This is a genomic window from Candidatus Alkanophaga liquidiphilum (genome assembly GCF_053996935.1).
On sequence record NZ_JBMXYC010000018.1, the window covers coordinates 1 to 24,320 of the forward strand.

The 24,320-nt window shown below is 52.7% G+C and carries 29 protein-coding genes and 3 tRNA genes; 15 read left to right on the forward strand and 17 right to left on the reverse strand.

The features are described from left to right. Nucleotides 1-803 (reverse strand): transposase (locus ACXJJA_RS02255; RefSeq protein ID WP_456486606.1); only part of this gene is annotated, 803 nt, incomplete at its 3' end. A 238-nt stretch (nucleotides 804-1,041) separates the two neighbouring features. Between ACXJJA_RS02255 and ACXJJA_RS02260 the strand changes: the two genes are divergently transcribed. From ACXJJA_RS02260 to ACXJJA_RS02270, 3 genes are read left to right on the forward strand one after another with little or no spacing between them, the layout of a single operon-like run. Then, nucleotides 1,042-2,055 carry a metal ABC transporter substrate-binding protein gene (locus tag ACXJJA_RS02260; RefSeq protein WP_456486607.1) on the forward strand — a complete coding sequence of 338 codons (1,014 nt, stop codon included), beginning with the start codon at nucleotides 1,042-1,044 and terminating at the stop codon, nucleotides 2,053-2,055. Beyond that, nucleotides 2,046-2,840: a metal ABC transporter ATP-binding protein gene (locus tag ACXJJA_RS02265; RefSeq protein WP_456486608.1), complete on the forward strand. Its 795-nt coding sequence runs from the start codon at nucleotides 2,046-2,048 to the stop codon at nucleotides 2,838-2,840. The genes ACXJJA_RS02260 and ACXJJA_RS02265 overlap by 10 nt, the downstream gene beginning before the upstream one ends. Continuing rightward, nucleotides 2,833-3,654 (forward strand): metal ABC transporter permease, encoded by an 822-nt coding sequence (locus ACXJJA_RS02270; protein ID WP_456486609.1) that lies wholly within the window; start codon nucleotides 2,833-2,835, stop codon nucleotides 3,652-3,654. Before ACXJJA_RS02265 ends, ACXJJA_RS02270 begins: the two co-directional genes overlap by 8 nt. A gap of 170 nt (nucleotides 3,655-3,824) precedes the next feature. Here ACXJJA_RS02270 and ACXJJA_RS02275 read toward each other — a convergent pair whose 3' ends face one another. Next, nucleotides 3,825-4,214 carry a methyl-coenzyme M reductase operon protein D gene (locus ACXJJA_RS02275; protein ID WP_456486610.1) on the reverse strand — a complete coding sequence of 130 codons (390 nt, stop codon included), beginning with the start codon at nucleotides 4,212-4,214 and terminating at the stop codon, nucleotides 3,825-3,827. 88 nt (nucleotides 4,215-4,302) lie between these two features. Between ACXJJA_RS02275 and rpsB the strand changes: the two genes are divergently transcribed. Further along, on the forward strand, nucleotides 4,303-4,932 hold the full coding sequence (gene rpsB / locus ACXJJA_RS02280) for a 30S ribosomal protein S2 (RefSeq protein WP_456486611.1): 630 nt from the start codon (nucleotides 4,303-4,305) through the stop codon (nucleotides 4,930-4,932). Beyond that, entirely contained in the window at nucleotides 4,932-5,738 is an 807-nt protein-coding gene (locus tag ACXJJA_RS02285) for an MEMO1 family protein (protein WP_456486612.1), read from the forward strand. Before rpsB ends, ACXJJA_RS02285 begins: the two co-directional genes overlap by 1 nt. A gap of 695 nt (nucleotides 5,739-6,433) precedes the next feature. Here ACXJJA_RS02285 and ACXJJA_RS02290 read toward each other — a convergent pair. Beyond that, nucleotides 6,434-6,718, reverse strand: coding sequence for a hypothetical protein (locus tag ACXJJA_RS02290; RefSeq protein WP_456486613.1), 285 nt, complete (start codon nucleotides 6,716-6,718; stop codon nucleotides 6,434-6,436). Nucleotides 6,719-7,306: 588 nt separating this feature from the next. Between ACXJJA_RS02290 and cgi121 the strand changes: the two genes are divergently transcribed. Beyond that, the gene (gene cgi121 / locus ACXJJA_RS02295; RefSeq protein WP_456486614.1) at nucleotides 7,307-7,825 is read left to right on the forward strand and encodes a KEOPS complex subunit Cgi121; all 519 of its coding nucleotides are present in this window, start codon (nucleotides 7,307-7,309) and stop codon (nucleotides 7,823-7,825) included. A 120-nt stretch (nucleotides 7,826-7,945) separates the two neighbouring features. Here cgi121 and ACXJJA_RS02300 read toward each other — a convergent pair whose 3' ends face one another. The 8 genes from ACXJJA_RS02300 to ACXJJA_RS02335 form a co-directional block, all read right to left on the reverse strand. Next, the gene (locus ACXJJA_RS02300) at nucleotides 7,946-8,122 is read right to left on the reverse strand and encodes a hypothetical protein (RefSeq protein ID WP_456486615.1); all 177 of its coding nucleotides are present in this window, start codon (nucleotides 8,120-8,122) and stop codon (nucleotides 7,946-7,948) included. A gap of 25 nt (nucleotides 8,123-8,147) precedes the next feature. Next, nucleotides 8,148-8,272: transfer RNA gene (locus ACXJJA_RS02305), tRNA-Asn, on the reverse strand. A 23-nt stretch (nucleotides 8,273-8,295) separates the two neighbouring features. Beyond that, nucleotides 8,296-8,673: a Zn-ribbon domain-containing OB-fold protein gene (locus ACXJJA_RS02310; RefSeq protein ID WP_456486616.1), complete on the reverse strand. Its 378-nt coding sequence runs from the start codon at nucleotides 8,671-8,673 to the stop codon at nucleotides 8,296-8,298. A 120-nt stretch (nucleotides 8,674-8,793) separates the two neighbouring features. After that, the gene (locus tag ACXJJA_RS02315) at nucleotides 8,794-9,114 is read right to left on the reverse strand and encodes a zinc ribbon domain-containing protein (protein ID WP_456486617.1); all 321 of its coding nucleotides are present in this window, start codon (nucleotides 9,112-9,114) and stop codon (nucleotides 8,794-8,796) included. After that, nucleotides 9,104-9,412: a transposase gene (locus ACXJJA_RS02320; RefSeq protein WP_456486618.1), complete on the reverse strand. Its 309-nt coding sequence runs from the start codon at nucleotides 9,410-9,412 to the stop codon at nucleotides 9,104-9,106. Before ACXJJA_RS02320 ends, ACXJJA_RS02315 begins: the two co-directional genes overlap by 11 nt. Nucleotides 9,413-9,551: 139 nt before the next feature. Then, nucleotides 9,552-9,902 carry a helix-turn-helix domain-containing protein gene (locus ACXJJA_RS02325; RefSeq protein ID WP_456486619.1) on the reverse strand — a complete coding sequence of 117 codons (351 nt, stop codon included), beginning with the start codon at nucleotides 9,900-9,902 and terminating at the stop codon, nucleotides 9,552-9,554. A gap of 133 nt (nucleotides 9,903-10,035) precedes the next feature. After that, nucleotides 10,036-10,147: transfer RNA gene (locus ACXJJA_RS02330), tRNA-His, on the reverse strand. A gap of 1 nt (nucleotide 10,148) precedes the next feature. After that, nucleotides 10,149-10,253: transfer RNA gene (locus ACXJJA_RS02335), tRNA-Ser, on the reverse strand. Between the two features lie 178 nt (nucleotides 10,254-10,431). Here ACXJJA_RS02335 and ACXJJA_RS02340 point away from each other — a divergent pair. Then, nucleotides 10,432-10,842, forward strand: coding sequence for a cobalamin B12-binding domain-containing protein (locus ACXJJA_RS02340; RefSeq protein ID WP_456486620.1), 411 nt, complete (start codon nucleotides 10,432-10,434; stop codon nucleotides 10,840-10,842). A gap of 14 nt (nucleotides 10,843-10,856) precedes the next feature. Next, entirely contained in the window at nucleotides 10,857-11,822 is a 966-nt protein-coding gene (meaB, locus tag ACXJJA_RS02345) for a methylmalonyl Co-A mutase-associated GTPase MeaB (protein WP_456486621.1), read from the forward strand. 38 nt (nucleotides 11,823-11,860) lie between these two features. On the opposite strand, the gene rpsJ is transcribed toward meaB, so the two are convergent. Together rpsJ and tuf are read right to left on the reverse strand one after the other, a co-directional pair. Further along, entirely contained in the window at nucleotides 11,861-12,172 is a 312-nt protein-coding gene (gene rpsJ / locus ACXJJA_RS02350; RefSeq protein WP_456486622.1) for a 30S ribosomal protein S10, read from the reverse strand. Between the two features lie 14 nt (nucleotides 12,173-12,186). Beyond that, the gene (gene tuf / locus ACXJJA_RS02355; RefSeq protein WP_456486623.1) at nucleotides 12,187-13,464 is read right to left on the reverse strand and encodes a translation elongation factor EF-1 subunit alpha; all 1,278 of its coding nucleotides are present in this window, start codon (nucleotides 13,462-13,464) and stop codon (nucleotides 12,187-12,189) included. A gap of 93 nt (nucleotides 13,465-13,557) precedes the next feature. Here tuf and argH point away from each other — a divergent pair, with 93 nt between their 5' ends. Beyond that, on the forward strand, nucleotides 13,558-15,009 hold the full coding sequence (gene argH, locus ACXJJA_RS02360; protein ID WP_456486624.1) for an argininosuccinate lyase: 1,452 nt from the start codon (nucleotides 13,558-13,560) through the stop codon (nucleotides 15,007-15,009). 19 nt (nucleotides 15,010-15,028) lie between these two features. Then, on the forward strand, nucleotides 15,029-16,009 hold the full coding sequence (gene cbiB / locus ACXJJA_RS02365) for an adenosylcobinamide-phosphate synthase CbiB (RefSeq protein WP_456486625.1): 981 nt from the start codon (nucleotides 15,029-15,031) through the stop codon (nucleotides 16,007-16,009). 286 nt (nucleotides 16,010-16,295) lie between these two features. Here the strand turns inward: cbiB and ACXJJA_RS02370 are convergent, their stop codons facing one another. Continuing rightward, the gene (locus ACXJJA_RS02370) at nucleotides 16,296-16,772 is read right to left on the reverse strand and encodes a pyruvoyl-dependent arginine decarboxylase (protein WP_456486626.1); all 477 of its coding nucleotides are present in this window, start codon (nucleotides 16,770-16,772) and stop codon (nucleotides 16,296-16,298) included. Between the two features lie 50 nt (nucleotides 16,773-16,822). On the opposite strand from ACXJJA_RS02370, the gene ACXJJA_RS02375 reads away from it, so the two are divergent. The 3 genes from ACXJJA_RS02375 to dph2 are packed head-to-tail and all read left to right on the forward strand — an operon-like array spanning nucleotide 16,823 to nucleotide 19,912. Then, nucleotides 16,823-17,635 (forward strand): CRISPR-associated protein Cas4, encoded by an 813-nt coding sequence (locus ACXJJA_RS02375; protein ID WP_456486627.1) that lies wholly within the window; start codon nucleotides 16,823-16,825, stop codon nucleotides 17,633-17,635. 43 nt (nucleotides 17,636-17,678) lie between these two features. Continuing rightward, nucleotides 17,679-18,821: a tyrosine decarboxylase MfnA gene (gene mfnA / locus ACXJJA_RS02380; protein WP_456486628.1), complete on the forward strand. Its 1,143-nt coding sequence runs from the start codon at nucleotides 17,679-17,681 to the stop codon at nucleotides 18,819-18,821. Then, nucleotides 18,821-19,912 (forward strand): diphthamide biosynthesis enzyme Dph2, encoded by a 1,092-nt coding sequence (dph2, locus tag ACXJJA_RS02385; RefSeq protein WP_456486629.1) that lies wholly within the window; start codon nucleotides 18,821-18,823, stop codon nucleotides 19,910-19,912. The genes mfnA and dph2 overlap by 1 nt, the downstream gene beginning before the upstream one ends. A 133-nt stretch (nucleotides 19,913-20,045) precedes the next feature. Here dph2 and ACXJJA_RS02390 read toward each other — a convergent pair whose 3' ends face one another. After that, nucleotides 20,046-20,483 (reverse strand): hypothetical protein, encoded by a 438-nt coding sequence (locus ACXJJA_RS02390; protein ID WP_456486630.1) that lies wholly within the window; start codon nucleotides 20,481-20,483, stop codon nucleotides 20,046-20,048. A gap of 320 nt (nucleotides 20,484-20,803) precedes the next feature. Continuing rightward, on the reverse strand, nucleotides 20,804-21,067 hold the full coding sequence (locus ACXJJA_RS02395; RefSeq protein ID WP_456486631.1) for a hypothetical protein: 264 nt from the start codon (nucleotides 21,065-21,067) through the stop codon (nucleotides 20,804-20,806). A 126-nt stretch (nucleotides 21,068-21,193) separates the two neighbouring features. Between ACXJJA_RS02395 and ACXJJA_RS02400 the strand changes: the two genes are divergently transcribed. Both ACXJJA_RS02400 and ACXJJA_RS02405 read left to right on the forward strand, forming a co-directional pair. Then, on the forward strand, nucleotides 21,194-23,290 hold the full coding sequence (locus ACXJJA_RS02400; RefSeq protein WP_456486632.1) for a sodium-translocating pyrophosphatase: 2,097 nt from the start codon (nucleotides 21,194-21,196) through the stop codon (nucleotides 23,288-23,290). Further along, nucleotides 23,290-23,874: a cysteine hydrolase family protein gene (locus ACXJJA_RS02405; protein WP_456486633.1), complete on the forward strand. Its 585-nt coding sequence runs from the start codon at nucleotides 23,290-23,292 to the stop codon at nucleotides 23,872-23,874. The genes ACXJJA_RS02400 and ACXJJA_RS02405 overlap by 1 nt, the downstream gene beginning before the upstream one ends. Nucleotides 23,875-23,911: 37 nt before the next feature. Here ACXJJA_RS02405 and ACXJJA_RS02410 read toward each other — a convergent pair whose 3' ends face one another. Beyond that, nucleotides 23,912-24,232: a hypothetical protein gene (locus tag ACXJJA_RS02410; RefSeq protein WP_456486634.1), complete on the reverse strand. Its 321-nt coding sequence runs from the start codon at nucleotides 24,230-24,232 to the stop codon at nucleotides 23,912-23,914. Between the last annotated feature and the right edge of the window lie 88 nt (nucleotides 24,233-24,320).

Sequence of the window (24,320 nt, forward strand, 5' to 3'; positions counted from 1 at the left end):
ACTCCCATCTCCCAGCATTTCCTGACGAAATCCGCCACTTCCTTGTTTATACTATCTCTAAACCGCCTCTTCCGCTTCCTGTACAACTTCCTCAGTTTCTTGCTGCTCTTTTTCCCTATCTTCTCCAGCTCTTCCTGTGTCCTCGCTATCTGTTTCGTTAGATACCACCAGTCCGCAAGCAGCGAGTTCGCCTTATAACCCCATGTTTCCCCTTCTATATTCACCACTATCGGGCATTTCACGCCCAGATCGACGTATGCCTTTTTATCTCCAATTGGTTGATGTAGAGGTTTCACCTCTACTGGCTGATAGCATACCCATCTGTTCGAGAGCTCGTCATAAACTATTTCCAATCTCCCCTGCTTACCCTCCCATCTGTTTTTCCCCTTCCATTTAACCTTTAATTTGAACGGCAGCTTCAGATACTTATTATCGAGCTTATAAGTGTCGCTCCTTACCAGTATCCTTAATATCCGCCTACCCGTATTCCTGTCCTTCCAATAGCCCGGCGGATGAGGTCTATCCTCTATCTTGCCCGCTTTGTAGGCTTTAAGCAGTGCAAAATATGATTTCCATGCTTCGTTGTTCTTAATTATTATCTGCTGGGCTGTTGCAGAACCTATAAGCTTCTTATATTTGTGATATTCTTCGTCGGTGTTCCAGTCGAATTCGCCGCTGAAGAATGATTGTCTGCGTTTATAGTTTATCTCGTTGAACATTCGAGAGCAGTTATCCGCCCATTCATGCAGTATCGCTTCTTCCTCTTTACCCGGATTCAGGTTGAAGGTGTTTGTCCGTCTCATCACCACCAACTATTATGTTTTTATTATATACAATGGATATGGGTATGGAGAAATGAGTTAAGTCTCATCACCACCGCCCTCCATACCCGCCGCATCCCCGCCTTGCGAGGCTTTCTGCGAGATGTATGGTAAAACCAGTCTGCTCCAGTTTCACAGCTTGATTGCTTGGTTGCCATTCTCTGCGGCACAGCACTCTGCCCCCCACAAGCTTTAAATATTGTTATTAAAAATTGAGTCAATGTTTAATAATTGGTGGTCGGTTGTGAGGGTCACGTCCTGCGCCGCCGTCCTGCTGTTATTTGCAGTTGCAGGCGTCGCAACCGCCGACGTGCGTGTCGTGACGACGATAAACGTGCTTGCGAGCATCGCAGCGGAAATCGGCGGCGAACACGTCGAAGTTGCGAGCATCGTCCCGCCGTTCGCCGACGTGCATTCCTATGCGCCGACGCCGGCTGATAAGCTACTCGTAGAACAGGCGGACGTCTTCGTGGAAATCGGCGAGCTTGAGCCCTTCCGCAACCAGCTGCTCGGCGGCATGGACCTCTCTTGTGAAGTCGTCTCGTGGGACGACTACATGGCTGAGGGCGTTAGTATCTCAGAGGATAACGATCCGCATATCTGGTTAAATGTGAAGAACGCCGTTAAAATTGCAAGAGCTATCGAGAGGGCGCTTGAGCGTGCGGACCCCGAGAATGCTGGATATTACCAAAGGAATTTACAAAGCTTTGAAGCTCGTGCCGAGGGCTTCAGAGCGAAAGCCGAGACTCTTGTAGAGAGCCTCGGGCTTGAAGGCACGAGAGTCGTCCTCGGACCGAGTTGCATGCGTTACTTTGTGGAGGGGGTGGGGTTAGAGGTTGCGGACGTTCTCGTGCGGGCGGAGGGGGCGTTGCCGAGTGCGGGCAAGCTTGCCGACATCGAGCGTAAGATTAAGGAGGGGGGCGTGCGGGCGGTGGTCTGCCCACTTCAGGCGCGGGAGGGTGCAGTTGGCAGGCTTTCCGAGCAACTCGCAAAAGACACGGGTGTCCCCGTCGTCTGGACGACACCCCTCCTCCTCAGCGATAATGAAAGCTACTTTGAAATGATGAACTATAATCTCGGAGCGGTGCTTGCAGTCCTGAGCGGCGCTTCCGAAGCTGAAAGTCAGAGCGCCGCCGGCAACGAAGGACAAGAAACGCCCGGCTTTGGCGTCTTAATCACGCTTCTTGCACTACTGATGCTTTTAGTTAGGAGGCGTAGAGGAGGATGTCCGTAGCTGCGGCGGCTGAGGCAGAGGTCTTAAAGCTTAAGGAAGTCACAGTCGCATACGGCGATACCGTCGCATTGGAAAACGTTTCATTCTCATTACACAGGGGGCATTTCCTTTGCGTCGCCGGTCCGAACGGCGCGGGAAAAACAACGCTTCTGCGGGCAATACTTGGGCTTCTGAAGCCACGAAGCGGCGGGATTTACGTCTTCGGCGAGCGGTTGACCCGCAGGAATGTTCTGAGGATGCGCCGCCGCATGGGCTACGTGCCGCAGCTCGACGCTGTGGAGCGTGACGTTCCTGTGCTCGTGGAGGGAGTGGTGAGGATGGGGTTTCTGCCGCTGCAACGCCCGCCGAGGGTGCTGCGCCGTGCGGACGTCACGGAAACGCTTGAGCTTTTGCACATCGGCGAGCTGAGGAGCAAGTCGTTCTCGCAACTCTCAGGTGGGCAGCAGCAACGAGTCCTCATTGCACGGGCGCTCGTCAGAAACCCCGAAATCCTCCTGCTTGACGAGCCTTTTTCAGGCGTCGACCCGCTCTCGCAGCAGATAATTCTCAAGACGTTACACTCGCTCAAAAAATGCGGCACGACCATTATTCTCGTGACGCACGACATAAATCCGCTGTTCAGATTCGCTGACCATTTCCTTTTCCTGCGGAGACGGGTCGTTGCGTTCGGCGACGCTTCTACGGTTTTCGATGAGGATACGCTGCGCCGAGTTTACGGCGCCGACGTTCGTGTGTTCACGGCTGACGGCGAGAAATATGCGGCGATAGGCGATTACCATGCTTGAGCCGTTGCTTGAGCCGCTTTCCTACGACTTCATGCAGCGTGCGCTTCTTGCGGCCGTCCTGATGAGCGTGTCCTGCGCCGCAATCTCGACGTTCGTCGTGCTCCGTGGGCTTTCATTCATGGGTGCGGGCGTCGCCCACGCTGCCCTCGGCGGGATTGGGCTTGCGGTCTTCGTCGGCGTGAGCCCGTTGCTCGGCGCTTTGCTTTTTGCGTTGCTGCTTGCATTCGTCGCCGGCTACGCAGGGCAGAAGGGCTCCGCAAAACGCATGGACGTGGCGATTGGTGTGTTCTTTGCCTTCGGCATGGCTCTCGGCGTCCTTTTCATCTCGCTCCTTAAGGAATATGCGGTGCAGTTTTGGGCGCTCATCTTTGGCGACATCCTCGCAGTTTCCAATTTCGACCTGACACTCATGGCGGCGCTTGCCGGCGTCGTCATTGCTGCTGTCACGCTCTTCTTCAGAGAGTTCCAAGCCATCACTTTCGACTTCGAAGCCGCCCTCGCCTCTGGAATTAACGCCACGTTTTACCATTATTTCATGCTGACGCTCATCGCTATTTCAGTCGTAGTCGCCCTAAAGTGCGTCGGCGTCCTTCTCGTGTTTGCTATGCTCACGGCGCCCGCAGCCGCCGCCTACGAGCTTTCAAAGACTCTGCGCGGCATGCTTCTGCTTTCCATAGCCTTCGCCCTCGTTTCAAGCATTTTAGGCCTCCTTATTTCGTTTTACGTGCCATTTGCGACGAGCGCCCTCATAGTTATAATCCTTTCCGCTATTTTTTTCGGGTCGCTGGCAGCAGCGTCGCTAAGAAAGCATTGACTACGAGCAGCAGCGATGAGCTCTTTCCACCTCTGTGAGAAAAAAAACATTCGTAGTTGAGAGTCCTGTCCACATCACCGTTGACCGAACATCAATCAGCGAGCGGCGACATGGGTGCCGGAGTATGTGGGCAAAGACCACTTCGGGAGAGCTTAACCAACGCTTATTCTTTATTCTTTCTTGATGACGCCCAGGTCCTTCACGGTAGGTTTCTTTTGCAAGTGCTCGCTTGTTGGTTTCGCATAATACTTATTTATGTGCGTGTAAAAGCCGAAAGGTAAAATGCCACGGCATACTTTTTCAATATCGTCCATGAGACCTTCGTTTTCGACCTCTACGAATATCTTGCCAACCTTCACAGTAGTCTCAAACGCTTGGTCGCCTACTTTTATCTTCCTTTTCATGTAATATGGCCCTTGCAGTATGATTCCTTTCACGCCCTCGACATTCCGCAGTCCTTCAAGCAGCTTCCCTGTAGTCTCATCCCCAAGCAGCCTGTCCGGGATTACTACCACCTGAATAACTTCACGGAGTCCTTCTACATCCATCTCCTCGCTCATAAACAACCTCTCACGATATACACTCTTCTTAATTATGCTGCCGAAGGTTATTTAAAACTTCCCACGCAAGAGGTATTTGGGATAGGGCATGGAAGGAGGAGCAGAAACGAGAACGGAGGACATCCTGATACCTGTGAGCGAATATTTAGCGAGTGGCATACATATAGGAACACAGCAGAAAACAGGGGACATGGCTCGCTTTATTTACCAGGTGCGTCCCGACGGACTTTATTTACTGAACATAAGGATGACTGACGAGCGTGTGCGGGCGGCTGCGAGATTTCTCGCGAATTACGAGCCGTCTTCGATTTTAGTGGTCGCCACGAGGCAATACGGGCAGCGCCCTGCATCCAAGTTCGCAGAGGCGACGGGCGCAAAAGCCATCGTCGGGCGTTTCGTGCCGGGAACGCTCACGAACCCCTCACTGCGTATTTATTGCGAGCCCGACGTCCTGATAGTTACGGACCCCATAAGCGACGAGCAGGCGGTCAAGGAGGGCGTGAGCACGGGCATCCCGATAGTAGCACTCTGCGACTCGAACAACTCGACAGCGAACGTTGACTTGGTGATTCCAACGAACAACAAGGGCAGGAAGGCGCTCGCAATGATTTACTGGCTGCTCGCTCGAGAGCTTATTAGGGAGCGGTTGCGCAGAGAGGGCAAGGAAGAAGAATTTGTTTTCAACTACACCGTCGAGGATTTTGAGGCTAAGTTGTGATGAAAATGAGACGGGCAGCGGTGGCAGGACAGTTTTATGAGGGGACGAAGGAGTCCCTCCTTAGAAGATTAGAGGCGTGTTTCTCAGGTATAAAGAGGGGGGCGGACGCAAAAATAGTTGGAGCGGTCGCCCCGCACGCCGGCTACATGTATTCAGGAAAAGTCGCCGCTCACGCCTACGCAAAGCTTCCAAGAGCTGATACCTTTGTCATACTGGGGCCGAACCACCACCTCATAGGCTCTGCCGTTGCAGTTTCTAAGGACACGTGGAGCACGCCGCTCGGCGAAGTTGCTGTTGACGTGGAGTTTGTGGAGGCGCTGCCCCGTCACATCATAGACGTGGACGAGACCGCTCACCGCTACGAGCATTCCATCGAGGTGCAATTACCCTTCCTACAGTTCATCTTTGGCGACCTCAAGTTCGTGCCAATTTGCATGGCGCTGAGCGACGCTGAGACGGCAAGCGATGTCGCCAGCGAGATCGTGGAAGCCGCCGTAAGGCTCCGCCGCAAAATCGTGGTGCTTGCGTCCTCGGACTTCACGCACTACGAGCCGGACAACGTTGCGAGGAGCAATGACCTCTACGTCATCGACGCCATCACCCGTCTCGACGTTAACGATTTCTACCGCCGAATCTACGAGCGGAATGTGAGCGCCTGCGGTGTCGGACCAATTGGCGCTATGCTTTTCGCGGCAAAGGCGCTCGGCGCCAAGAGTGGCGAGCTTGCAAAATATGCGACGAGCGGCGACGTCACCGGCGACCTCTCTGCAGTCGTGGGCTACGCTGCAATCTTAATCTCTCGCTGAGATTCCGTTGGAGTTACAGTTAATGGTGGTAGGAAGTTTAAAAAGAGGCAAAAAGAAGTAGAATAGGTTTAGATTGCGAATGGGACATTGTTAACATAATAAATACTGATGAAAATTTCAGGACTCATTACGGTGTTAATCTTAAAAAGAATTGCAAGTTGCTAAGAATTTACAAACAATAACATAAGCTTCATTGACAAAAAGATTATAAGATTTGGCGGCTATCACAATTCAGAGAAAAAGAGTGCTGGGAGATACATAATAATCTCAAAAACCTACTGGGACTTTTCGATAATTAGTTGCGATTCAAATTTTCATAATCGAAATTTACGGAACATGTTAAATTAACAAGCTCTATCGATTAATGTTTGATATAAACTCTCAATGTTTTTTTCAGGATTTTTAATTTCAATGAGTTCAGCTACAGACAAATCAAGTTCATACCTATATTTCTCATATAGTTGATCCCACAAGGGCGGAAGGGATTTGTTTAATATTTTATTGATGTTCACAATCACTTTTTGTAAAACGCGGATGTCGAAAGCACAGACGCAATTAGACCACTGCATAGATAGAGTCTTAAGATTAACTTCTTTTCTATATGTATTCTTCATACCATAATCCGTTTATTATTTTGAGTAAATAGTCCCGATAACTTTTTTCTAAGTATTTCCGTCGGGTAAATGGCGGATTTGTTAGGATAATATCTGCTTTAAATAGTTCAGACTGGATGAACGGTGAGGAGACTTCAGGTATTTCTTTAAAAGCATCTCCAGTATCACGATGATAGCGTCCTTTCTTCCATTTGTTGCGTGTAGTAATGATGCATATGCGACTAAAGCGGACAAGGGTAATGGCTCGATACCCCAAATTCTCTGTATTTTTTCAACTCCTATTTTTTGATCGCCGCCGTTATGGACCGCAAGAACGATTTTCCCCCCTCTAAAACGCTTTAAATACTCTTGAGCTACCGCCGCCATAAAGTAAACGCCTTGTTGTATAGTAAGCAGCAAATTTTTTCCTCGTTTCTTGAGGAATTAATTTTTGAACTTGAATTTGGCATTCTTCAATGGAGATGTTTATTTTCGGAATCTCTGATTCTACGAATCTAATTTCATCAGAGTCTAATTTCTTTAAGTTGGGCAGTACTGGTGCATCTCATGTCATTAATGATTCCAGATTTTTCTCAGCACTGCATCTTAGCATAGTCTTCAAACTACCAAGGAAAATCCGAAAACTTTCCTTGGTAATTGGTTCCATCCCTAACTTTTCTATTATTCTATTTAATTTCATGTTTTTTCTTATCCTTCTTTAGTGGTCTCACAACAATTATAAGCTTCCCATCCCCAACCCTAATTCACCAATTAAGTTTATTTCCTTCTGAGAGATTAAACTGTTTGACGATCCCTATCAGTATAGTTGTCCTTAAAGACTTACTCTTTGACGTGGCTTTAGTTAGCACGGGCACCTCCCCCATACTCACAAGGACGTGGGCAAATCTTTCATAAAATCTTCGTCTAAGATTTTACCGAAAAGTTAAGATGTCCCAACGGCGATTAACCCTGCTGATGGCAGAAGCCTGTGAGGTCTTCGGAGGACGTGCGGAAGTAAAGGACGTGGACTCCTTCCTCTCACGTCTAAAGAACATTGCGAGACGGCATAACGTTACTATTCAGGTCTTCGACGCTTTAAAAGTGGCAGGCGTCGAGCATCTTCGGGCGGCTGTCGATAAGGCTCTGCGGGCGAGGCGGCGTGAGAGACGCATAGCCAACGACTTCAGCATCGAGATTCTGCTGTATGCGGCGGGGCGGCGGCACGTCAGCAAAGCTCTGGAAATGGGCATTTCTGAAAACACGAAAGAGGTGGCGGTGACGCTCGTGGGCGACGCTGACAACGTCAAGCTCGCGAGGGACGAAATCCTGGGAATTATGGAGCGTGACGACGCCGTTCTTGGGCTTTCAGATAGGAAAAAAAAGCCTCTAATGGAGTTTTTTGGCATAACGGATGCGGAACTGGAGGCGGTTGGCGGGGAAAAACTTGGATTGCTCGTCCTTGAAAGGGTTGCGATGCTTGACGTGCAGAAATAGGTGTGTCGTCCCAACTGCTCTTTGGGCGAAAGTATTAGAGCGATAGTATTTGGTTATTGAATGAGTGCGATGGGGGTATTCAGCCTTAACTGCCCTATCAAAAAGAGAAAAATAAAAGGGTTATTTTTCCGTGGCGAGCAGTAGGATTCCGAGCCCTACGATTAGGAGGGCAAGCCCGCAGGGCAGCGTCTGGTTGACGACTGGAACCACGAATTCGGGATTATAGAGCTTCAGCACACCGTCCACGATAAACAGGAGCCCGCCCAAGCCCAAGAATATACGGGTTATGGTCCGCATGGTTTCACCTCCATTCGAGGGGTGACGCCGCCGACAGGACTCGAACCTGTGACCGTCCGGTCTCTGCCGTGCAACATTAACGCATGAACACTACGCATGCATCAATGCAACGCTAACAGCCGGACGCTCTACCAGCTGAGCTACGGCGGCTCAGAAGTTTTTCTCTTCTCTCCCTATTTAAAAGTTTGGGTTGGCATCCAAACGAAGAGCGTGAGGGCGTTAGCGTCCTCATAAGCTATTCTCAGCGCCATCCCCATGGTCAAATCCTCAGGCTCCGCATTTATTTTTGAGACCATGCGTCCGATGCCTTCTGCGAGCTCCACGACGCCAAGCACGAAAGGTTCCTCGCCGATTTTAATCTCGGTCCAACTGTAAAGCGTGCCCTCGCCGCTGAGCTCCACCCAATCCTTCTCTCTGCTAAGGCAACACGGGCAATGCGATCGTGGCGGGAAGAAAACTTCGTCGCAACGCCTGCACTTCGGCGCAAGCAGCTTGCGCCGCCGTAGACCGTCCCAAAACTCCTTCGTCTCGTCAGAGCTGAGATGTTCCATTGAAATGTATTTGTAGTTAGTTTGGATTAATATTAACGATAGGCAACTGAATGTGGCCGTGCGTGTTGGAACATCTGCTTGACGTCGCACGTGCGCCAATTGAACGAACCTGACATCCTCTCATGCTAAAGCGTGAGAAGTTTCTGCTTCAAGGAGCAGAGGGCGAGCCACCGCCCTGTTAACGACTCCCGCAGGGAGTCTCTCCCCCTGAGCGAGCCCTATATTTACGCTCCCTACCGCGTCTCTGTGCGCCTCTATCTTGCACTCCATGCATTTGAACAGTCTGCCTCTCTTTGTTACGTGTTTTGAGTCACCGCAGCGTGGACATTCGCTGCTTGTGCCGCCCCTTTCATCCGCCCTTCTCGTTCTTATTCCGTATTCTTCCGCCTTCTCGCTTATCCCCTTATATAGATAGCTGGAAGGCCAGAAATTATGAGTCATGCATTTGCCTTCGGGTTGAACTTTGCATCATTTTTATTCCTCGCAGGTCGCCGCCGCATACCATCTCCGCCACTCCAAGCTCCCAGCATTTCCTGACGAAATCCGCCACTTCCTTGTTTATACTATCTCTAAACCGCCTCTTCCGCTTCCTGTACAACTTCCTCAGTTTCTTGCTGCTCTTTTTCCCTATCTTCTCTAACTCTTCCTGCACCCTCGCTATCTCCCTCGTTAGATACCACCAGTCCGCAAGCATTGAATTCGCTCTGTAACCCCATGTTTTGCCTTCTACATTTTCCATTATCGGGCATTTGACTCCCAAGTCGACGTATGCCTTTTTATTTCCGATTGGCTGATGTAGAGGCTCCATTTAATCTTCATTCCGCCAAACTTTAACACGTCAGCTCCCAACTTATAGCAATCATTACGAATGAGAATTCTTAACACCTTCTCCCCTCTCCTGCGGTCTTCCAGTATCCGGGTGGTTTTATCCGGTTGATGTGCGGAGGCAACTTCCCCTCTTTCTTCTGCTTCAACAGAGCAAAAAATGATTTCCAAGCTTCGTTGTTCTTTCTTATTATTTGTTGTGCCGTCGCCGAACCCACCAACCGCTTATACCTGCCGTATTCTTCATCGGTGTTCCAATCTATTTTGTTTCTCCACTGAAGAACGCCTCCTCCGCTTATAATTAATTTCATTCCATAATCGGGACAATTATCAGCCAACTCGAAAAGCCTCCTTTCTTGCTCCTTTGTGGGCTTCAGTTTAAAGGTGTTAGTCCTCCTCCGCATCTCGTCCCCTTCCTGCCCCCATACAGTATGTTATATAGCACTTTCGGCATCTTACGCCATTCATCTCATCCCTAAGTATGAGCTTTCTTGCTTAGGTTTTTGTAACGCCGCTCCAACAGCAAGTTAGAAGCAAGGCCGGGGCCGAGACTTGAACTCGGGTCTTGGGATGCCCATCCCGCACGCCTCGTGCGGTGCTGTGCGTGCGAGCCCACAGTCCCAAGGGATAACCCCTACCTCACCCCGGCATGGCGCCAGGGTTGGGATTCGAACCCAAGCGTCCCGAACGGGACAGTGGCTCTCCCGTCCGCCTCATCTCGAGGCCACCGCATTAGTCCACTCTGCCACCCTGGCTCGGTTTTGTTCTCTCACGGTTTAGCGGCGTTATGCCGATTTGGGCTTAACGTGCCCGCCGTTCAACATAAACTGCGACGCTCATTATAAATAACTTATTCGCCGTATCTTTCTTAATAGGCAGAAATCTCCATGTGTTATTAAATAAAACAGACATGGGAGTTAGAGGCGAGGGCGTATGGAGGAGGAAAGGAAGATAAGGGTCATAATAGCGAAACCCGGACTGAACGGGCACGACAGGGGCGCAAAAATCGTAGCCCGTGCGTTACGGGACGCCGGCATGGAGGTGATTTACATGGGGCTGCGGAACACTCCTGAGCAGATCGTCGAGACCGCAATTCAGGAGGACGTGGACGTCATCGGGCTCAGTATCCTATCGGGGGCGCACATGGCTTTGGTTCCGAGGGTGTTGGAGTTACTTAAGGAGAATGGTGTGGAGGACAAAATCGTTCTCGTCGGTGGTATTATTCCTAAGGTTGATGAGGAGAAGCTTAAAGAGTTGGGCGTTGCTGAGATTTTCGGACCGGGGACGCCCACTGACAAAATGGTTGAATTTATAAGACGGCGTGTTGGAGAGAAAGAGCGTTAAGAAGGAGAGGCGAGATGGGCAAGGACGACGTGGACGTGCTCGTGCACTCGCTTTTGAGCGGCGACAGGAAGGCGCTGGCGAGGCTCATCACGCTCGTTGAAAACCGCCCGCAACTCAGACGCGAAATAGTGAGGCGAATTCATTCTTACACCGGGCACGCTTACGTCGTCGGCATCACGGGCGCACCGGGCTCTGGGAAGAGCACGCTCGTCGACAAGCTCACCGGCGAGCTGCGGGCTCGTGGCAAAACCGTTGGGATAATAGCAATAGACCCAACGAGCCCGTTCACGGGCGGCGCGATCCTCGGCGACCGCATAAGGATGCAAAGCAAGAGCACCGACGAGGGCGTTTTCATAAGGAGCATGAGCACCCGGGGCTCGCTTGGTGGGCTTTCGAGAGCGGCGCACGATGCCATCAGCCTGCTTGACGCTTTCGGCAAGGACTTCATCATAGTCGAAACCGTCGGAACCGGGCAGGCGGAGGTGGATATTGTGGACGCCGCCCACACATCAATCGTGGTCGTAACGCCGGGCATGGGCGACGAAATCCAGGCGATAAAAGCGGGCATCCTCGAAATCGCCGATATTTTTGTCGTGAACAAGGCAGATTTGGAAAACGTTGATGCGACTGTCATGGCGCTTGAGATGATGCTCGACATGAGCGACAAGAAAGACTGGCGCCCTCCGATAATAAAGACAATCGCCACTGCAGGCGTTGGAATAAAAGAGCTGCTCCATGTGATAGAGAGGCACCAAGCGCATATTTGTGAGACGAACGAGGTAGAAAAAATGCATTATAGGCGGAGTAAGGTAAGGGTTCTGGATATTGTGCGAAGCGAGCTCATGGACCGTTTGATGAAGGAGTTGGAGAGGGGCGGTGAGCTCGATGATATAATAAAATGTGTTGTTGAGAAGAAAACGGATCCGTATTCTGCTGCTGAGAATATAATAATGAAGCTCAAAGAACTCAAAAGAGTATAAAAAAAGAAATAATTCCTGATAGACAGGAAACTTAGAGCTCAGCCCTTCAACACGATTTCAATATGCACGTCTTTGGGTATAGGGATTTTCATGAGTTGCCTGAGCGCCCGCTCGTCTGCGTCGATGTCGATGAGCCGCTTGTGTATGCGCATTTCCCAGTGCTCCCACGTGGCGGTGCCCTCGCCGTCCGGACTCTTGCGGACGGGCACGACGAGCCGCTTCGTCGGCAGCGGGATGGGTCCTGAGATTCTGACGCCTGTGGTCTCCGCTATCCTGCGCACTTGCTGGCAGATTTCGTCGAGCTTCTTATGGTCGGTGCTTGAGAGTTTTATACGCGCTCGCTGCGGCATCTGCCGAACCCCAACTAAGCTGCTATCTTCTTCTCCTTTATGTCAATAACGACACCCGCGGCGATCGTCATGCCCATGTCGCGGATGGCGAACCTGCCGAGCTGCGGGATTTCTTTGACACGTTCGATAACAAGCGGTCTGGTGGGTTTGACTTTTATGATGGCGGCGTCGCCAGTTTTAATGAACGGCGGGTTTTCCTCGATGACCTGTCCTGTGCGGGGGTCGAGCTTCTTCAGAATCTCAACAATTCTGCAGGCAACCTGTGCGGTGTGAGCGTGGAAGACAGGCGTGTAGCCGGGGGCGATGGCTGAGGGGTGCTGGAGCACGACGATTTGCGCTGTGAACTCGTCGGCGACGGTCGGCGGCTTATCTGGGTGCCCGCAGACGTCACCCCGCCGTATTTCGTTCTTTGCGATGCCACGGACGTTCCAGCCGATGTTGTCGCCGGGGATAGCTTCTGGGATTTCTTCGTGATGCATCTCGATGGACTTGACCTCGCCAACCTTTGCAGGCGGGTTGAAAATGACCTTGTCGCCCTTGCGGAGGCGTCCTGTTTCTACTCTGCCAACTGGGACTGTGCCGACACCCGTGATTGAGAAGACGTCCTGCACAGGAATCCTAAGCGGGAGGTTGATGGGCTTCTCAGGCTCCTTAAGGCTGTTGAGCGCTTCGATGAACGTGGGGCCGTCCCACCAGGGCATTCTTTCACTTTTCTTCGTCACGTTGTCTCCGTGGTATGCGGAGACGGGCACGAAAATAATGTTTTCAGACTTGAATCCTACGATTTTTAACAGGTCTTCAACATCCTTCTTGACTTCCTCGAAACGTTCCTTGCTGTAATTGATGGCGTCCATTTTGTTGATGGCGACGATTATTTGGGTCACGCCAAGCGTCCGTGCGAGGAAGACGTGCTCCTTCGTCTGCTCCATGATGCCATCCTTAGCGTCGACGACGAGAACGGCGGCGTCCGCCTGCGACGTGCCCGTAATCATGTTCTTCACGAAGTCTTTATGCCCAGGGCAGTCCACGATGGTGAAGTAATATTTGTCGGTCTCGAACTTCTGGTGCGCAATGTCGATCGTGAGCCCACGGTCCCGCTCCTCCCTCAACCTGTCCAGTATCCATGCGAACTCGAAGGTTGCCTTGCCCTTTGCCTCTGCCTCTTTACGGTAGCGCTCAATCGTATGCGCGTCCACGGCACCCGTCTCGTAGAGCAGTCTGCCTGTGAGCGTGGATTTGCCATGGTCCACGTGTCCTATCATTGCCAAATTCATATGTGGTTTCTCTGGCATCTCTCTTTCCTCCTAACCTCTTGTTATGCTAACCCTTTACTCACTTTTAAATCTTGCGGGCAGTATCTTGATTATCGCAGCGCATATATAAGCATGGAGTATTTGAGGTCACTTGAGGCGGACGAGTGGCTTTTCCGTGCGGACGTTCTCGTGGACAAGGCGCACGTCGTGATGCTGTGCGAGCAAGGGATACTAAGCAGGCAAGACGCTGTCACGATTTTAAATGGCTTGCAGGAGATAGAAAAAGGCGGCATCGCTCTCATAAAACTGGAGGAGTATGAGGATTTGCATACTGCCATCGAGGCAACGCTGATAAAGCTCGTGGGCGAGGCTGGCGGACGCATGCACACCGCACGCTCCAGGAACGACGAGGTTGCGACGTGCATACGGCTGGCGTTACGAGATGAACTTTTGAAGGTGCTGAATGCGCTTAACGAGCTTCGCCGAGCGCTTTTAAAGCTTGCGACGGCGCACACGACGACTATAATGCCGGGATTCACGCACCTGCAGCACGCACAGCCAACGACGCTCGCCCACCACCTCCTTGCGCACTTTGACGCCCTTTCTAGAGATTTCGAGCGGCTCTTAGATGCGTATCGCCGCGTTAACCTTTGCCCGCTAGGGGCGGCGGCGTTCGCAGGCACAGGCTTCAAAGTAAGCAGGGAGCGTGTCTGCGAGCTTCTGGGCTTCGATGACGTGCTCGAAAATTCCATGGATGCTGTCAGCACACGTGACTTCCTGCTCGAAACGCTTTCGGCGTTCGCAATCCTGATGACAGACTTGAGCCGGCTTGCGGAGGAGTTAATCCTCTGGAGCACGCCGGAGTTTCGTTTCGTGAGGTTGTCTGACAAATACACGAGCTTCAGCTCGATAATGCCGCAAAAGCAGAATCCTGACTTCGCGGAGCTCGTGCGGGCACGCTGTGGCACCGTTTTAGGCTGCATGATGGCAGCGTTCGCAATATGCAAGGCGCTGCCTTACTCCTACAACAGAGATTTGCAAGAGGTGACGCCGCACCTTTTAAGGGCGGTAAGGACGACACTGCCGTCAATATCCGTGATGCGGGGCATGCTTGAGAGCGCGGAGGTGAATGTTGAGGAGTTGCAGAGGAAGGCAGCGTGGGGTTTTACAGTTGCGACGGAGCTTGCGGACGTCATCGTGCGGAAGACCGGAATGCCCTTCAGGACGGCTCACAAGATTGTAGGGGAGCTCTCAAAGAAGCTTGGAGGAGAAGCAGCTGATGCTGTTCCTGACGCCAGCACTGTCCTTAAAGTCTTGGACGTGCTCTCTCTTGAGATTTGGGGGGAGAAGTTGAGCGGGCGGGGACTTTCCGCCGAGGACGTGCATCGCGCTTTGGATTTGGAAGAGAACGTGAGGATGCGGGATGTGAGGGGAGGCCCTTCACCCTCTGAGGTTGAGAGGGGGCTTGAAGAGAGGAGGAAAATGCTGGAGAATGATGAGAAAAAAGTGAAATTGAGAGAGGCAAAGGTGAAGAGGGGATTTGAGGAGTTGAAGGGAGCTGTCGGCAACATTTTGGCATCTTAGTTACACGAGTCATGTAAGGATGCCCGCGTTGCCAACGGCGTTCGAAGTTGCAGTTTTTAACGCCCTAACTCTCGTTGCGGCATTCGCCTTAGACCTCGTGCTCGGCGACCCGCCGGAGAGCGTTCAGCGTTTTTATCCCGTCGTCTGGATAAGCCGTCTTGCTTATTTCCTCGACGTTCGTGTGCAACGTGGCAACATCCGTCGGGAAAAGCTTTTCGGCGTGCTTTGCGCAGTCTTCGTAATTTTCGTGTTCGCAACGCCTTGCCTACTAATTGGCTATCTGCTCTGCCTGCCGCCGCCGCTCCGCTACGCATATGTTGTGGTCGGCGTCCTCGTCTTCAAGATGACGTTTACGGTTAAGGGACTGGAGCGGTTTGCACTCGCCACACTTTCCCCCAACATGGAAAAGCGGCGGGTGGCAGTCGCTAAAATCGTGAGTCGGGATGTCTCGCAGCTCGACGTTCCGCATCTCACTTCCGCAACCATTGAGTCCACAGCAGAAAACCTGACAGACAGCGTAATCTCGCCGCTTTTTTATTTCACGGCGTTCAGCGCCTTCGGCTCGCTCTTTCACAACGCAGCCCTTGCGATTTTTGGCGCCATGCTTTACAGGGTGGTGAACACCTTAGACGCCGTCTTCGGCTACAAAGACGAACGTTACAAGCACTTCGGCTGGTTCTCGGCAAAGTTCGACGACGTGCTAAATGCTCCTCTTGAGAGGCTTGCAGCTGCACTCCTTCTCGTGTCAGCACGCTTTCTGAAACTGCAGCCAGCGGCGGCGGCAGGTGGCGACGGGGCTGTGAAGCCCCCGATTCGTGCGGCGGCGCAGGCGTTACGGGTGTGTCTTGAGAAAGCTGGGCACTACGTCGTCGGCGAACGCTTCGAGTTTCCTAACGACGAGCACGTCAGGAAGTGCATTAAGCTTGTAAAGGTGAGTTCTTTGGTGTTTATGGTGGTCTGCGTCCTGTTTTTGCTTGTGTTTTCTATAAAATGTCGCTAAGAGGACCACCGATTTCATCGGTGAATTGGGGGGGAGGTGGGAGGGAAAGTTTTTTTATGCCTTGAATGCATGTTATTTTAAGCACAGGCGTCCCCTGTGTAGAATGTGCCGCCCGTCAAAAGACTTCCCGCTCTGAGGAAGGTGAGATGGGTGGCAGCGGGGCGCGTGAACCGCCCGACCCCAGTCGTAGTGGCGTGTTTATCTGGGGGAAGCCACCCGTTTTAACGGGGGGTAGTTCACTTCCGTCTAAAGGCAGTGAAAAATATGCCAAAAACAGCAAGTAATACTACGGCTCGGGGACGAAGACGAGAGCGGCGACGATAGAGCCGCACTTCCCCTCTTCTACCTCCACGGATTCCACATATATTCGCTTTTCTTCAAGGTTCAGCCCTCGGACTTTCGCCATGCGGCAGAGCATGGCTTCGAGCTTCCCCCTCACGAATTCTTTGGAACGGAAGCCGCCGTGCTCGCAGACGACGCCGTGTATTCGCCGTCCGCTGTCGTCGGAAAGCCAACCATAGCCGATGCCCGCACTGATTATCTCGCCGGCGTTACCGTCCTGCCGAGCGAGGACGCAGAACGTAATCGTGCCGGGTTCGATGCGCACGGGCTCGACGTGCGTTGCATCCCTTGGTAGAATCGAGGACACGAGCACAAGGTTGCACTCTGAGATGCCAGCGTCCCGCAGTGCGCAGTCAAAGGCGTTCAACGGGTCTTCGTCCATGCCGACGCCCGTCGTTACGAAAAACTTCTTCGGCAGCATCTCTCCCTAATTGATAAAGCAACATAAAAAACTTTAAACAACTTTGTTAGATGGACGTGAGGGTTTCAGAGATAGGCATTTTCTTGAACTGTCCTCGCCAGGTTTACTTTCTTAGCAGGGGATATGAGCTTAGAAGGTCGCTTGAAAACATCATTTTCAAAGAAATTGCGCACGTGCTGCCTAGTTTGTTTTCAGAAGGAAGCGATGCGGATGGTGATGCCGCTGCACTTGTAGATAAGATATTAGATGCAGCGGTGGAAGCAGTGGCGGTGGCGTATCGGGACGAGCTTCAAGAACTTCTGAGCGTCGCCGATGCCTCCCACATTTCAAGCTTGCTTGCTGAGAGCAGGGCGGCGCTCGCCGTAGAGCTTGAGAGGCAGGGTTGGTTGGAGAAAATACTGAAAGACGGTAGATTTTTCGAGGAGGAGCGTGCGAGGGACGTATTCTTAGTTTCCGAGCGGTTGGGGCTGAGCGGCGTGCTTGACAAGCTTTTTTATGGCAAGCGCCAGGAGTTAACACCTTGTATCGTGCGAGCATCGGCTCGCTGCCCAGAGTTTGGCGTATGGCATGCGGACAGGGTGCAGCTTGCAGCATACGCCCTGCTTTTAGAGGAGAAGTCTTCGACTGTTGTTAAGAAGGGGCTTGTGGAATACGTGAGAGCGGGGGAGTTTAGGGAAGTTTTGATATGGAGGCGGGATAAAATAGAGGCTTTGCGGGCGTTAAAAAGGACTCGGAGGATAAAAGGAGGCATGTTTCCCGAGAAAAGCGAGCACGCACGCTGCGACATTTGCAGTTTTAAAAACGTATGCGTAGTCGAGAAGAAATCGTTGGCATCCAAGTTATTTGGGAGTTTTGAGCGTTAGTGGAAGAACGTCTGGACGTTAGAGTAAGAACGGAGGGGCGAGAATGGAAGAACGGGGCTTGAGTGCTGAGGAAGTAGAACTACTGCTGGAAGAGAAGAAGCGGAAGGATTTGCGCTACGAGCGGATTTTCTCCTCGATGTGCACGTATCCTCATGAGATTGCGATACGGGCGCACATGAAGTTCATAGAGGCGAACCTCGGCGACTACGGGCTCTTCCCGGGGACGAAGGAGATGGAGAGCGAAGTTGTGAGGATGCTCGGCTCGCTGCTTGGAAAAGAGGATGCGGTGGGCTACGTGACCACAGGCGGGACCGAGTCAAATATCCAAGCGATACGGGCAGCCCGCAACCTCAAAAGAAAGGAGTTGGGCAACGCCACCTTTAACATCGTGGTGCCGGAGTCCGCACACTTCTCGTTTGATAAAATAGCGGACCTGCTTTCCTTAGAGGTGCGGAAGGCGAGGCTCGACGACGAGCTGAGGGTGGACGTGGGTGCCGTTGGGGAGTTAACGGACAAGCGGACCGTAGCGATAGTCGGCATCGCCGGGACGACGGAGTTCGGGCAGATTGACCCTATTGAAGAGCTTGCGGAGCTTGCGCTCGAGAAAAGCGTGTTTCTACATGTGGATGCGGCGTTCGGCGGCTTTGTCATTCCGTTTCTGGAGCGTCGCTATAAGTTCGACTTTTCGGTAGAGGGCGTGTCTGCCATATCCATAGACCCGCATAAGATGGGGATGAGCACGATTCCCGCGGGCTGCCTCCTGTTCCGTCGCCGCGAACACCTCGAAGCTCTCGCCGTCGAAACACCGTACCTCACGACGAAGGCGCAGTATTCGCTCGTCGGGACGAGGAGCGGGGCTGCTGCTGCCGCAACATTTGCAGTGCTTAAACTTCTGGGGAGAGAGGGGCTTAGAAAGGTAGTGGGAGAGTGTATGCGGCTCACGAAACTCATCGTCGAGGGAGCTCGCAAACTTGGCGTGGAGCCTGTGATCGAGCCTGTTATGAACGTAATCGCCTTAAAAGTTGAGAATGTGGAGCTTGTTGCCGAGCGTTTGAGGGAGTGGGGCTGGCGTGTCTCCACCACGAAGAAGCCGAAGGCACTGCGTCTCGTAATCATGCCGCACGTCACTGAGGAAGCAGCTGAGCAATTTTTGGTGGATTTTGCGGGGGCTTTGGGCTTAAGTTGATGACCGTGGCGAAATTGGATTTTGAGTTGGAGAAGGTGAAGCGGGTAATTAAGGAGAGGGGCGTAAGCGTGGCGGGCATCCAGCTCCCTGATGGTCTTAAGCGGTTCGGCACAGAAATAGCGTCGGAAATTTCAAGCTTCGGCGTGGAGACCGTAATTTCGGGGCGTTCATGTTACGGTGCCTGCGACGTGGACGTGCAGCTTTTGGAGCTTGTGGACGTGCTTTTCCACTTTGGACACTCCGAATTTCTCGTCAGTAGCGAGCTTGCAGATGAAACGACAGGCGAGCGGCAGGAATCGGCGACGAGGTTGCTTCGTAAAGCGGCTGAGCGTTGCGAGCGGCTTCGCTCAGTAATTCAGGAGCGTTGTATCTTCCTGGAATGTAGGGCGCTCGTCGATGTCAAGCCTGTTGTGGCGAAAGCTGCGCCTCTCCTGCGTAGCAACGCCGTCGGACTTGTCGCAACAGTCCAGCATGCTCATTCTTTAGAAGAAGCCAGGACTACGCTTAAAAACTTTGGAAAGTATGTTGTAGCTGGCAAAGGGAAGAACGGCTGTGTCTCTAGACCTCTGGGGAAGATGCGAGCAAAATGTGAGGGGCAAATTCTCGGCTGCGACTTTTCCGCGGCGGCTTCCGGTTGCGAGGAGATTCTTCTTCTAGGCAGTGGGAAATTCCATGCCGAAGGGCTCAGTCTCTACTTAGGCAAAAAAGTGGTCGTCGCCGACCCTCTCAGCGGTAGCGTAGAAGAGGTGACGCCAAAGCGACTGATGGCTAAGCGCATGGCAGTTACGGAGCGGGCGTCCGATGCGAGGCGATTTGGCGTGCTTTTAGGCATGAAACCGGGGCAGTTCGACTTAAAGGCAGCTCTTGAAATTTTGAGGCTTGCGAGGCGTAAGGGGTTTAAAGCCTATTTGATTTCCATGGACGAGGTGACGAGGGAGAAGCTCTTGGCTTTTGATGTGGACGCCTTCGTTAGCACGGCATGCCCGAGGCTCGCCGAGGACTTTTACGACTTTAAGAAGCCGGTGATGACGCCGCTGGAGTTCGGCGTTGTCGTTGGGGAGAGGAAATGGGACGAGGTTTTCAGGTTTTGAGTCGCCGGTTACCTGCGGACCGCCCTGTCAGCACGTCAGCTATTTCTTTAGCTCGAGCTTCCTCGCAAGCCGTTTACCATCAAACTCGAAATCGCCGAGGTCCTTAAAATTTGGCGTCGCTCCCGCTCACGCCTCACCTCATGCCTACGGGGCACGCACTAACGCACTCAAAGCAATATTGGACGGTGCCCATGACGAGCTGCTGGTAGAAGTCCCAGACGGATTCTGACCTTAATGCATTCCTTGCATCTTTTGTCAAAGCTTCAAGGATTTTAGGTATTTCGTGGTAACGCCCTACGAAGCGTGTGCATTTTGCCCTATCCCAGCCATTTTCACTTATGGCCCCTGCCGGGCACGCCTCTATGCACTTGCGGCATCCCTCTCTGTCGCACAACTTTTCTTCAAATTTCTTATCGGGCTTCAAACGTGCAGTCGTGAGCACGGAGCCAAATCGGACTCTCGGTCCGAACTGCGGCGTTATGAGGAGACCGTTGATGCCTATTTCGCCAAGTCCTGCTTCCACAGCGGCACGTCTGTGCGGGAAGTCCCCAAATATGCCTTGCCTCCCCATTCTTACGGGAAAATACGGCGGTATTACGACGGCTTCGAATCCTTTTTCCTGTGACCTCCTCCCCTCACTGAAGGGGCATCCACCGGATGCGCGAGGTTGGGGAGTGTGCCAAATACGGCGCTCCCCTTCGAGCTGGGCGTGGAAATTTCGAGGCAGTCATGACCTCAAAAATAAGCCAAATACGGCGCTCCCCTTCGAGCTGGGCACGCAGCCCCTATCCGCAGGTTATACCCACGGACTCGTCATATATTCAAACGCAAGTATATAAATACTTTCCCATCCACCTCCCCTGCTGTATCCCTCCTTTGAAAAGAAGGGGATTAGCAGCAACATCTTCCTAAAAATCTGAATAACGCTCTTGTTATCCTATCTATCTCCCTATATGCGATGAGGGTGTCGTATTGTTTCACTCTAAGGTTCTTCGACGAGAGGGCGGCTCTTGAGTGCCGAACCGCGACGACGATGACGCTCTCCGCACCCGATAATATCACCTCAGATTCTTTAAATGGCTTAGCAGCGCATATTCCCGATATGTCAGCACCTTCTTTTTGAAGGAATGTTTTAATCTCTTCCTCGAAGCTCATTGGACACCTATACTATCAAATATTAAATAAAGCTGGGTGGGCGTTGGGAAGGCAAATCGAGTGTGCACACGGTTTAAAGGGAAAGCAAATTTAAATTGTGAAGTTGAGAATTGAACGGGGGTCATCATGTTCACGGCATTGGTGGTGGGTTCGGCGGCGCTCGCTTTAGCATTTGCAGCGCTTCTCGCACATCTCGTGCTCAGGGAGGAGCGGGGCAGCGAGCGCATGGTCGAGATTTCGGAGGCGGTGAAGGAAGGCGCAATGGCTTACTTAAACCGTCAGTATCGAACGATTGCGGTGTTCGCAGCTGCGCTCTTCGTGGTGCTCGCTGTTACCATCAATCTGAAGACGGCGGTCTGCTTCCTCGCAGGTGCGTCACTTTCTGCGCTCGCAGGCTACTTAGGAATGAATATGTCGGTGCGCGCGAACACGAGAGTGGCGAACGTCGCAAGAGAAGGCGTTAAAAGGGCACTCTCCGTAGCGTTTAAAGGCGGCTCGGTCACGGGACTCTGCGTCGTCGGCTTGGCGCTTCTCGGAATAAGTGTGCCGTTCTTCATGCTGACAAAGGGCGTTCCGCCCGCCGAACATGCATATCTCGAGGCTTTGGAGGCTGTCGTCGGCTTCGGCTTCGGCGCCTGCCTGATCTCGCTCTTCGCTCGAATAGGTGGCGGCATTTACACGAAGTCCGCAGACGTCGGCGCAGACCTCGTTGGAAAGGTTGAGAGGGGCATACCCGAGGACGACCCGAGGAACCCGGCGGTTATCGCCGACAACGTCGGCGACAACGTCGGCGACTGCGCAGGCATGGCGGCTGACCTCTTCGAAACTTATGCGGTGACGGCGATCGGCGCCATGCTCCTCGGCTACCTCATCTTTAAAGACGCAAATTACGTGCTCTTCCCGCTCGTCCTCGGCGCGATCGCCATCCTCGCCTCCATAGTCAGCGTATTCTCGGTGCGCATGCGAGAAAATGGAAGCATCATAGGCGCCATGTATCGGGGGCTCGCCGTGGCGGGCGTGCTCTCCGCCATTGGCTTTTACTTCGCATCAAAAGCTCTCGTTCCCGGGCTCGGTGTCGGCATTTATGTTGCGTCGCTCGTCGGGCTTGTCATCGCCATTGCCCTCTTTGCAATCACTGAGTATTATACGGCGGATCGTTACAGGGCGGTGAGGGCGATTGCAGAGTCCTCACAGACAGGCCCGGCGACAAACATCATCATAGGACTTTCAATGGGGCTTGAATCCACCGCACTCCCCGCTCTCGTCATCTGCGGCGGCATCCTCGCATCCTTCTTCGCAGGTAGTTCCACCGTCAGCATTGCCACGGCGAGCGGCATTGCCGTCGGCGCATATGGCGTTGCGATCGCCGTCATGGGTATGATCTCGCTGACCGGCATGATTATCGCTATGGACTCCTACGGTCCGATAACTGATAATGCGGGAGGTATCGCTGAGATGGCAGACCTCGACCCCGAAGTCCGGGAGACAACGGACGCCCTCGACGCTGTTGGGAACACAACGAAGGCGGTAACAAAGGCGTTCGCCATTGGCTCAGCGGCGCTTGCGGCACTCACACTCTTTATGGCTTATGTCGTCGAGGTCAGCATTAAGGCGAGCATCTCAGTCACGGAAATACTCGAAAAGTTCAACCTCGCCGACCCCTACGTCCTCGCGGGGCTCTTCATCGGCGGGCTCATCCCGTTCCTGTTCTCGGCGTTCTGCCTGCGAGCGGTCGGCAATGGCGCATTTAAAGTCGTAGAAGAAGTGCGGCGGCAGTTCCATGAAATTGAGGGCATCATGGAGGGGCGAGCACGTCCGGAATATGGGCGGTGCGTGGACATCGTCACGAAAGAGGCGCTCAAAGGCATGACCGTTCCGGGATTGATAGCGGTGCTGTTCCCGCTGGCGGTCGGCTTCGTCCTTGGACCTGTGGCGCTCGGTGGGCTCCTCCTTGGGTCTATCGTCACGGGACTCCTACTTGCTTTGCAGATGGCGACCGGTGGTGCCGCCTGGGACAACGCCAAGAAATACATCGAAAAGGGCAACCTCGGCGGCAAGGGCTCTGAAGCGCACAAGGCGGCGGTCGTCGGCGACACCGTCGGCGACCCTTACAAGGATACTGCTGGTCCCGCAATCAACCCGCTGATAAAAGTCATGAACACTATCGCCATCCTCTTCGCCGGTCTCATCACGAGCTACGCCATCTTCGGAGGATTGGTATAATGGCGGCGGAAACTAAGATAAAGGCGGAGGAGGTTATCATAAAGCCCGCAGAAACCGCAATCATCATCGTGGACATGCAAAAAGATTTTTGTTACGAAGGTGGTGCCCTTTACATCGGGGATGCAGCGAAAAACGCCGTCGGGGGAATAAAATCGCTGCTGCAACGCACGAGCGTCCCGCAGGAGCACTGGATATTCACGCAGGATTGGCACCGAGACGACGACCCCGAATTCAAAATATGGCCGAAGCACTGCGTCGCCGGCACGGACGGCGCCGAAATCGTTGACGAGTTGGAAGTGCCTGAGAAAAGCCATGTGGTCAAAAAGCGGCGCTACAGTGCCTTCTTCAGTACTGACCTCGATTTATATCTAAGAGAGCGGGACATTGCCACTTTGATAATCACGGGCGTCGTCACGAACATCTGCGTGCTGCATACTGCGGCGGATGCTGCGATGCAAGGCTATGCCGTCGTCGTTCCTGCGGACTGCGTCGCCGCCATTAGTGACTACGAACAGGACTACGGGATACGGCATATGAAAAACGTGCTAAACGCAAAAATAACGAAAAGCGTTTTGATAAAGTGATGTGAGCGGCTTTGAGCGGGCTGGAGTGGCACATGACCTACCGACGGCTCATTGCTGTATTCTCAGCCAAAACTTCAAAGCTCGGCTGGAGTGGCACATGACCCACCGACGGCTGCATAGACATGCGCATATAACTCGTCACGCCTACGAAGATGCGTTGAACCGCTCGGTAAGTTTCAAGCTCATCCAAATTTCCGTCGTGCCCTTTATAATTCGCTGACGAGCGTTGCATTTCAATGTCTTTATGCGCCTTGCCGGATGCGCAGTGGTCTAAATTTCTAAGCTTAATCACTGAGCCCTTAGCTCCCAGCGTCCTGCGAAAGCATCTGCCAAGCTCATACCCAATCCTTTCCAACAATATGTCGAAGCGCTAAAACTTTTTCACGGACTTTGGTAGGGGGAACTCTCCACCTCCGCAGATGTTTCCCTATTCGGCGGAGCTGCCC